An 8,673-nucleotide genomic window follows, 5' to 3' on the forward strand; every position below is an offset into this window, starting at 1 on the left:
CCGAGCGGGTTGGCCGGGTCGTAGCTGACGCCGACCTGACTGGCGAGATCGGTGCTGATGAAGCTGGTCGCTGCACCGGTATCCAGAAGGAATGAGCCCTCACCCTTGAGGCCGTTGTGGCACATCTGGACGGCCGGCGTCGTGTCGCCGGGTCCGCTGACGGGGCTTGGGCCGAGGAACGGGTTGTCGTTCAGCGTCGCAGGAATCGCCCCGGCCGCCTGAGACGGTTCGAGCGTGGTGAAGCGGCTGAAGTCGCCGTAGCTGAGGGCGACGGTCACGTCGGGCGTCGGGATGCCGGGGGCGAACGTCGACGCCTGGCCGTTGAAAGGCGTGCCCGGGTCGTAGACGAACGTCCGCATCTGAACGTCGAAGTTGTCATTCGAGTCGTCGTCGTCCAGCAGTGTCGCGAAGTTGTTCGTCGGCCTGGCGTCCATGACGACAACCTTGTTCTGCATCGCGGGCATGCCGATGACGTTCAGGTCGCCTGTGATCGGATTACCGCCTGCACCGATCGGTCCGATCTGCGGACGAATCGGGCCGAAGGACTCGTCGTAGAGCGTGGTGAAGTTGGCCGGATTCGACAGGTCGGCAACGCGTTGCGGATCGCCGGTGAGCCCGCCGTCGACGGCACCCCAGTTGTCGCCGATTCGAAGCTGCAGCGGCTCGCCGACGTTGAACGGAACGATGCCGCTGGGTGAGGCATCGCCGAACACGACTGTTTCGCCGTTGACGGTCTGGCGTTGGATGCCGAGCTCGTTGGCGATGTTCTCGCTGACGACGACGCCGCTGGCACCGGTGTCGAAGAAGCCCTGAGCGAAGATCGTCTCACCGCCGAAGATGTCGTTGCCCGTCAGCGGCGTATTCGGCGTGGCGGCGCGGGCGACGGCGAAGTTGATCCGCGGCTGATCCACCGCGGCCGAGCGGACCGAGAAGTCGAAGCCCGACGCAACGCCCGACGACGCGAGCACGATCCCCGGGAGCAGCAAACGCATCCGCACATTCTCGCCCGGACCCCCGTAGATGCAAGAACTCAGCCCGCTTTGGCAAGTGCTGATTCGGCATCAGGCTCGATGCGGAACATCTTGTCGAGCTTGACGAGCTTGAGCAGCTGCTCGAGCCGTGGGTTCAGGCCGCACAGGACCGTCTCGCCGCCCTTCTTCTTGGTCGATTTTCGGGCAGAGAGCAACGCTCCGACCATGCTGGAGCTGATGTACTCGACCTTCGCGAGGTCGAGGATGATGCGAGCGCGAGAGGCTTTTACGAGGGCTGCGACTCGCTCCGAGAGGGTGTCGATCTTCGACTGGTCCATCATCGCCGGCTCGAGCGGGCGAAGGACGATCCAGTCGCCGTGAGGCTCGGCTTCTGCGAAATCGTCGCTGAGGGGTGCGTCGGGCACGGGGGACGCTAGGGGCTTGGGGTGTGCGTGGTGGCTCGCTGGCGCTCGCGGCTAAGCGGTGGGTGGGTCGATGTCGGTCAGTTTGGCGACGACGAGGGTGATGTCGTCTTCCTGCTTGCCACCGGTGAAGGCTTCGACCGCGTCGTGAATTGCAGTCGCGATCTCGTCCGCGGACGACTGAGCGTGTTGTCGGATGATGTCGTGGAGCGGTTCCTTGCCCCACTGGACGCCGCTCGAGTCGGCCGCTTCCCAAATGCCGTCGGTGCCGAGGAGGATGATCGTGCCGGGCGCGAGCGGCCCTTCCTCGTGCTCGTCGTACTCCGTGCCGTCGACGACGCCCAGCGGAAAGGAGCCGCCCTCGGGCTCGGTGAAGGTGTCGGCCTCCGGGTCATAAAGCAGCGGCGAGTCGTGGCCCGCGCTGGCCCGGCGAAGCGTTCGCGTCACCGGGTCGAGCACGACGAGCGCCATCGTCATGAACTTGGTCCCACCCGTGTCGGGAACGAGCAAGTCGTTGACGTGCGTGAGCAGATCGCCGGTCGAGCCCGAGATGCGCGAGCGGCTTCGCAGTGCCGCACGAGCCGTCGTCATTAGCAACGCCGCCGCGATGCCGTGGCCCATGACGTCACCGAGCGCGACGACGAGGTCTTCCTTACCGGTCTTTGGATTGTGGACGGTTTCGATGAAGTCGAAATAGTCGCCGCCAGTCTCGTCGCAGTAGACGCTCTTGCCGGCGACATCGAGGCCCGGGACTTCGGGCGGATCGCTGGGAAGGAGGTTTTGCTGGACTTCCATCGCGACCTCGATGCCCTGCCGCAGCCGCAGGCCGTCGATGAGGTTCTGCCGCATCGTGTCGAGCGAACTGCCGAGCGTGACCAACTCGCGAGCGCCACGGCCCGAGACCGGCGTGTCGAGATCACCGCCGCCGATGCGACCGACCTGTTGCTCGATGTCGAGGATCGGCCGAACCGCTCGGCGCCCGAGGAGGAGTCCGCCGAGGAGCGCGAACGCGACGAGGAGCAGTCCGGCGAGCAGCGTGAATCGCCGCGCCGCCGTCACGCCGCCAAGAAAGTCGGCGTCCGGCAGGACTGTCACGATCCGCCACGGCAAATCGAGTCCGCCATCGAACGGCACGATCTCGACGCGCGATCGGCCAAGACTCGGAACATCGACGCTGGTGTACGCAAAGCCGTCCGAAAGCACCGCCGCCACGGCGCGAACGCGTGGGTCCTGGGCGTCGGCAGCGGCGAGTTGCGTGCCGTCGGCGGTGACGACGCGATCCTCGCCACCGGTGCCGACGAGGTTGCCCTCGACATCGACCACGAACGCGACGCCTTGTCCGAGGTCGAGGCTGCGGAGAAACCGCGAGACATCGCCGAGCGAGAGGCCCGCATCGATCACGCCGATGAGTGCGCCATCGTCGCCGGTGACCGGTTCGCCGTAGCCCAGGCCCAGAACCGACTGCCCACCCTCGGCCTGCCAGCTGAAGAGTTCGCTGAAGCCGGGCCCTTCGCGCTCGATGGCCGCGGTGTACCAAGGACGCTCGCGTGGGTCGTACGTGTCGAAGCTCTGACGCGTCTCGTCGGTGAGATTACCGTCGGCGTCGAGGCGCGTTTCCAAGATGGACGGTGCGTCGGGATCGTGCTTGAGCGCGAACTCCAGGTACTCCGGCCCGCCGCCGGCTCCGTCGCCGTCCGGGTAGCGGATGACCCACACCGCCCGGCCGTCGCTCGTGCCGAACGTGATGTAGCCGAGATCGTCGAAGGCAAGCACCTGCGCCCGCAACACGGACCGCCAAGAGGCGAGATCGTCCACGTCGAGCTGCCCGGTTCGGACGAGGGTGGTTGTGACGTCGTTGACCTGTCCAGGCAGCGTCGCCAAGCCGTCGAGGCGGACGGAAATCAGCTCAGCGGCCCGGTCGGCGACCTCGCGGGCGACCGACTCGGCACTCCGCTCACCCTGCACCCACGCGAGGACCGCCATCGTCAGCACCGCCACGAGCACCGGCCCGGCGATCAGCATCGGGCCAAGCACACGCAGAGACCATCCGCTCCGGCCTAGAGGTTGGACGTCCTGTGACGACACGATCGCCCCCTGTTGTACCCGATCAGCCGACAGTCGCGAGACAGCGGTCGATCCTCGCCAGCGTCTCGTCCCTGCCGAGGAAGCTCAGCGTGTCGAAAATCGGCGGACTCACTGGCCCGCCGGCGATCGCGACACGCGCCGGCTGCGCCACCTTGCCGAGGCCGGCACCGCGTTCCTCGCACAGCTGCTTGATCGTGGATTCGAGCGACGCGACGGACCAGTCGTCCAGATCGGCCAGCGTCTGCCGCAGGGCTGTGAGGTGTTCCAGACCCGACGGATCGCCCTTCTTCAGGTGCTTTTCGACCGCCTTGTCGTCGTACCCGGTCGGTGCGTCGCGGAACAGGCGAGTCTTGACGTCGACCTCGGCAAAGACGTGGAAACCCTCACACATCCGCAGCAGCCGCAGCAAGTCGTCGTCTGAAACGCCTTCGAGGTGGTTGTTCGGATTCGCCTCGACGTAGTCCTTCAGGCCGGCCAGCAGTCGGTCTTCACCGGCCTCGGCGACGGCTTCGGTGTTGAAGTTGGTCAGCTTCTTGTAGTCGAACTTCGCGTTGGCCTTGCCGACGCGGTCGAGGCTGAACTCCTTGACGAGCTCGTCCATGCTGAGGCGCTCGCGATCGTCGCCGGTGCTCCAGCCGAGCAGTGCCATGAAGTTGTTGAGGACCTCGGGCAAATAGCCGAGGCGGCGGAAGTCATCGACGCTGATCTGCGGGAGGTCGGCTTCGGTGAGCCCGACGTGGGGGAGGAGGACGAGGTGGTCGGAGGGGTCGAGTTGGGCGGTTTTGGAGCCGAGCCAGTCATCGAGTTTCTGTCGATCGAAGCCGGAATCCGCGGCTTGCGCCGCGGCGTCGGGGTTTTGCTTGAACGCCTCTTTGATGAGCTTGTCGCGGTCGCGCTTGCCCATCTTTGAGCCGTCCGTCTTGAGAATGACGGGTAGATGGGCGAAGGCCGGACGGTCGTAGCCGAGGGCGTCCATCAGGGCGATGTGCTGACACGTGTTGAGCAGGTGCTCCTGGCCTCGCAGGACGTGCGTGATGCCCATCGCGTTGTCGTCAACCACGACCGCGAAGTGGTACGTCGGCATGCCGTCGGCCTTGCGGATAACGAAGTCCTGCGCCTGGTTCCCCGGCAAGCCCTGCTTCGGGCCGAGCACCTGGTCGTCGAAGAAGTAGTCGCGGCCCGCATCCATCTTGAACCGCAGCACCGGCTGACGCCCCTCGTCCTTGAACTTCGCGATCTGCTCGTCCGTGTAGCTCGGCCGGCGGTACATGTACGGCCGCTTCGCCGCCTGGGCCTGCTTGCGCTGGTTGTCGAGTTCCTCGCGGCTCTCCCACGCCTCGTACGCCAGGTCGCGGGCGATCAGGTCGTCGAACAGGCCGTTGTAGACGTCCGTCCGCTTCGACTGAAACATCGGGTCGTCGGCGTTGTCCCAGTCGAGGCCGAGCCAGGTCAGGTCGCGCAGCACGCCGTCTACGGCCGCCTCCGTCGAGCGGGCCTGGTCGGTGTCTTCGATCCGTAGCAGATACCGCCCGCCGTGGTGACGGGCGAGCAGCCAGTTGAAGAGTGCGGTCCTCGCTCCGCCGACGTGCAGGTAGCCGGTCGGTGACGGGGCGAAACGGGTGACGACGTCAGGCATGCCCTACTTGTAGGGTGGGCCCGGGCCCACCATCGTGGTTTGCAAAGGTGGGCCCGGGCCCGCTCTACTTGACCCACCGCGCCCGAAGATGACTGATCGGCCCCGTCAATAGAAACACGATCCCGACGAGGCCCAGCGTGTAGCGATGCGCGACCACCAGCGCAAGAAGCACGGCGACGATCGTCACCAGCCGGCCGATCCCCTTGCTGCCGCGGGCGAGCCGATTCACGAAGTGCGGGTAGCGGACGTTCGACACCATCAGCAGCGCGCTCGCCGCGAGCACCGGCGGGATCAGGATCGTCGCCGCGATGCCGAGACCCGACAGCACGCTCGTCGGAAGCAGGTTCGTCTCGTCCTGGGCCTCGATCATGAGGTCCTGCTGCATAAGAACCAGACCGAGCACGACGCCGGCGGCTCCGGGTGACGGCAGGCCGAGGAAGCTGCGGTGGTTCTCCTCGCCGTGCTCGTTGGAGACGTTGAACCGTGCCAGCCGTACCAGCGCACAGGCGACGTAGAGCCCGCCGACCGCCCAGACGAGCCGGCCGACCACCAGCGGCACTTCGACGCCTTCAAACTTGAACGTCTGCAGCGCGATGACCGCCGGTGCTGCACCAAAGCTGATCGCGTCGGCCAGGCTGTCGAGCTGTCCGCCGAAGTCCGTCGTGTGCCGCGCGAACCGCGCCAGCCGACCATCCAGTGCGTCGCAGACCATCGCCAGCCCGATCAGGTAGACAGCGATGATGAACCGATTGTCGAACAGCGCGCTGGCGATCGGGTCGCTCTGCACCTCGCCGAGCGTGACGACGTAGATCGCGCCGAAGCCGCACAGCGCATTGCCCAGCGTGGCCAGCGACGGCAGCATCTGCACGCTGCGGATGTACGCGCGACGACCGCCGCGCTTCACCCGGCGACGTCGGCGTTCACGCTCGCGCGAGGACCGGCGGACGTCAATGCCGGGCAGGTTGTTCATCGAACCGCTCAAGTGTGCAGCCTAGCTATCGGTGCCGTCCGTTGTGTGCCGCACCACCGCCAACACATCCGCCCCGCCACGGACCTTTTGCCCTGGCTCGACGCGGATGTCCGGCGCGAGTCGCCTGGGAATCGTCAGCTCCGTCCGGCTGCCGAACTTGATCATGCCGATGCGATCCCCGCGCTCGACGCGGTCGCCGACTTGTTTGGTGCTGACGATGCGTCTGGCGATCAGGCCGACGATCTGCTTGACGACCGCCACGGGTGTGCCGGCATCCTCAAGAACGATCGTGTTGCTCTCGTTGTGCTCGCTGGCGTGGTTGTGGTCGAGGGCGTTGATGAACTTGCCCTTCTTGTACGTCACGTCGCGCACGGTGCCGTCGCACGGGCTGCGATTGACGTGGACGTTGAAGACGCTGAGAAAAATGCCGACGCGGATCGCCGGCTCCTTCAGGACGGGACACGTCGCGAGCTCCGTCACGTCGCTCACCTTGCCGTCGGCGGGCGACACGTAGCTGGTCGTCCCCGCCTCCACTGCCGGCAAAGGCCGCTCGGGGTCCCGAAAAAACGCGATCAGCCAGACGAAGACCGGCACGGTCAGCAGCAGCCCGAGCCACCAGACGCCGAGCCACGCTAGCAACGCTGCGATGCCTGCGAGGACGAGTGTGCCGATGACGATTTCCCACAATCCGTGTCGCGTAACGAGCATCGTGCGAGGCTACGCGTTGACGCGGCGTCGTGCAGGCGTATCGTGCCCGTCCGCCGACACCCCGGCGGCCGTCGCCCACATGGCGGAATTGGCAGACGCGCTGTCTTCAGGTGGCAGTGTCTTCGGACGTGCAGGTTCGAGTCCTGCTGTGGGCACTACGGCTCTTGCTCCATCGCACCACGCAACACTGCGACGACCGCCTCGGCCGTCGCGCGGGGCGAGGTGTTCGTACAGCCGACAGCGATGTCCGCGTACGCCTCGTACAACGGCGATCGCTCGGCGTGCAGGTCCGCGTAGGTCATGCCCGGCCGGATGATCACGCCGCGACGCACGAGGTCGCCCGCACGCTCGGCCAGCTCTTCGACGTCGCCCTCGAGGTAGACGATCGACGCGATCTCCGTCAGCCGGCACATCGCGGGCGTCGAGTAGACGATGCTCCCACCCGTTGCGATCACACGCCCCTCACAATCGAGCCCGACGGCCAAGGCTTCCTCGCGCTTTCGCAGTCCCGCGAAACCCTCCGCCTCGTTGATCGCCTGCAGCGTCATCCCGGCCTGGCGTTCGATCTCGTGGTCGAGGTCGAAAAACGACCAGCCAAGCCGCTCGGCCAAGAGACGCCCGACGGTGGTCTTGCCACAGCCGGGCATGCCCACCAGCGCGAGATTCGGCTTATCCAGTCCCAAGGAACTCACGACGCACTCGCCATCGCTTCGGCGCCCGGCAGGCGGTACAGCTCGCCGAACTCGCGGTACCACGCGACGAACCGGCTCAGCCCCTCGTCCAGCGACACCGACGGCTCATACCCCAGCTCGTCCCGCGCCAGACTGACATCCGCAAACGTCCGATCGACGTCGCCCGGCTGCCTCGGCTGCTTGTCCAGCACAGCCTTCTTGCCGACCGCTCGTTCGAGGCCTTCGACCAGCTCCGTCAGCGACGTCGGCGACGAGTTGCCCAGGTTGTAGACGCGGTACCCGTACTTCGGAATGTGGTGCAGGCTCGCGACGATGCCGCTCACCGTGTCGTCGACGAACGTGTAGTCCCGGCTGGTCGACCCGTCGCCGAAGAACGGCACCGGCTCGCCGCGATCGATCAGCCGCGTGAACTTGTGGATCGCCAGGTCCGGCCGCTGCCGGGGCCCGTAGACCGTGAAAAACCGCAGGCACGCGATCGGCAGCTGGTACAGGTGGTGGAACGTGTAGCAGATCAGCTCGCCCGCCCGCTTCGTCGCCGCGTACGGGCTCACCGGCTGGGCGACGTTGTCCTCTTCGCGGAACGGCACGCGCTTCAGGTTGCCGTACACGCTCGACGAGCTGGCAAACGCGAACCGCCCCACGCCGTGCTGCCGGGCGGCTTCGAGCAGGTGCGTCGTCCCCACCACGTTCACCCGCGCGTAGTACGCCGGCCTTTCGATGCTCGGCCGAACCCCCGCCATCGCCGCCAGGTGCAGGATCGCGTCGGGCTTGACCGTCCGCACCAGCCGATCGATGTCCGGCCCGTGCTCGATGTCGATCTCCTCGACGTCGATCCGCTCGCGGAACTTGTCCGAGACGGTCTTGAGGTTCGTCTCCTTCCACGCCCGGTCGTAGAAGTCGCAAAAGTTGTCGACCCCCACGACGCGGTGCCCTTCCGCGAGCAGCCGCTCAGCCGCATGGCTCCCGATGAACCCCGCCGCCCCGGTCACCAGCACCGTCGACCCCGGCGGCAGCTGGCCCTTCCGCACGATCGAAGCTCCGTCTTCTCGTGTCTGTTGCGTCACCCCGTCATCGTCCCCCACGAACGGCCATCTTTCAAGGGACACCGCAACGAACGACAAACAGAGTCTCCGGCTGAACCAAGCTGGTGCCACTGCATCCTTGCAGTGGTTGGCCCGGAACACTGCAA

8 protein-coding genes and 1 tRNA gene are annotated in these 8,673 nt (G+C 66.4%); 1 reads left to right on the forward strand and 8 read right to left on the reverse strand.

Annotated features, from left to right (window positions below):
- The 6 genes from AAGI46_13390 to AAGI46_13415 all read right to left on the reverse strand — a co-directional run.
- Positions 1–992: hypothetical protein (locus AAGI46_13390; GenBank protein MEM1013199.1), on the reverse strand; the 992-nt coding region annotated here is incomplete at its 3' end.
- A gap of 38 nt (positions 993–1,030) precedes the next feature.
- The gene (locus AAGI46_13395; protein MEM1013200.1) at positions 1,031–1,396 is read right to left on the reverse strand and encodes an STAS domain-containing protein; all 366 of its coding nucleotides are present in this window, start codon (positions 1,394–1,396) and stop codon (positions 1,031–1,033) included.
- Positions 1,397–1,447: 51 nt separating this feature from the next.
- A complete protein-coding gene (locus tag AAGI46_13400) occupies positions 1,448–3,415 on the reverse strand; it encodes a SpoIIE family protein phosphatase (GenBank protein MEM1013201.1) in 1,968 nt (655 codons plus the stop codon).
- A gap of 85 nt (positions 3,416–3,500) precedes the next feature.
- Complete coding sequence (gene gltX, locus AAGI46_13405; protein ID MEM1013202.1) at positions 3,501–5,114, reverse strand: glutamate--tRNA ligase; 1,614 nt, start codon at positions 5,112–5,114, stop codon at positions 3,501–3,503.
- Positions 5,115–5,178: 64 nt separating this feature from the next.
- Positions 5,179–6,096 (reverse strand): CDP-alcohol phosphatidyltransferase family protein, encoded by a 918-nt coding sequence (locus AAGI46_13410; protein ID MEM1013203.1) that lies wholly within the window; start codon positions 6,094–6,096, stop codon positions 5,179–5,181.
- A 9-nt stretch (positions 6,097–6,105) separates the two neighbouring features.
- Complete coding sequence (locus AAGI46_13415; protein MEM1013204.1) at positions 6,106–6,792, reverse strand: phosphatidylserine decarboxylase; 687 nt, start codon at positions 6,790–6,792, stop codon at positions 6,106–6,108.
- A 73-nt stretch (positions 6,793–6,865) separates the two neighbouring features.
- On the opposite strand from AAGI46_13415, the gene AAGI46_13420 reads away from it, so the two are divergent.
- A tRNA-Leu gene (locus AAGI46_13420) sits at positions 6,866–6,947 on the forward strand.
- Here AAGI46_13420 and AAGI46_13425 read toward each other — a convergent pair.
- The gene (locus AAGI46_13425) at positions 6,948–7,484 is read right to left on the reverse strand and encodes a shikimate kinase (GenBank protein ID MEM1013205.1); all 537 of its coding nucleotides are present in this window, start codon (positions 7,482–7,484) and stop codon (positions 6,948–6,950) included.
- Positions 7,481–8,512, reverse strand: coding sequence for a GDP-mannose 4,6-dehydratase (locus tag AAGI46_13430; GenBank protein MEM1013206.1), 1,032 nt, complete (start codon positions 8,510–8,512; stop codon positions 7,481–7,483). Before AAGI46_13430 ends, AAGI46_13425 begins: the two co-directional genes overlap by 4 nt.
- Positions 8,513–8,673: the final 161 nt, after the last annotated feature.

It is taken from the genome of Planctomycetota bacterium, assembly GCA_038746835.1.
Lineage (GTDB): Bacteria > Planctomycetota > Phycisphaerae > Tepidisphaerales > Tepidisphaeraceae > JBCDKH01.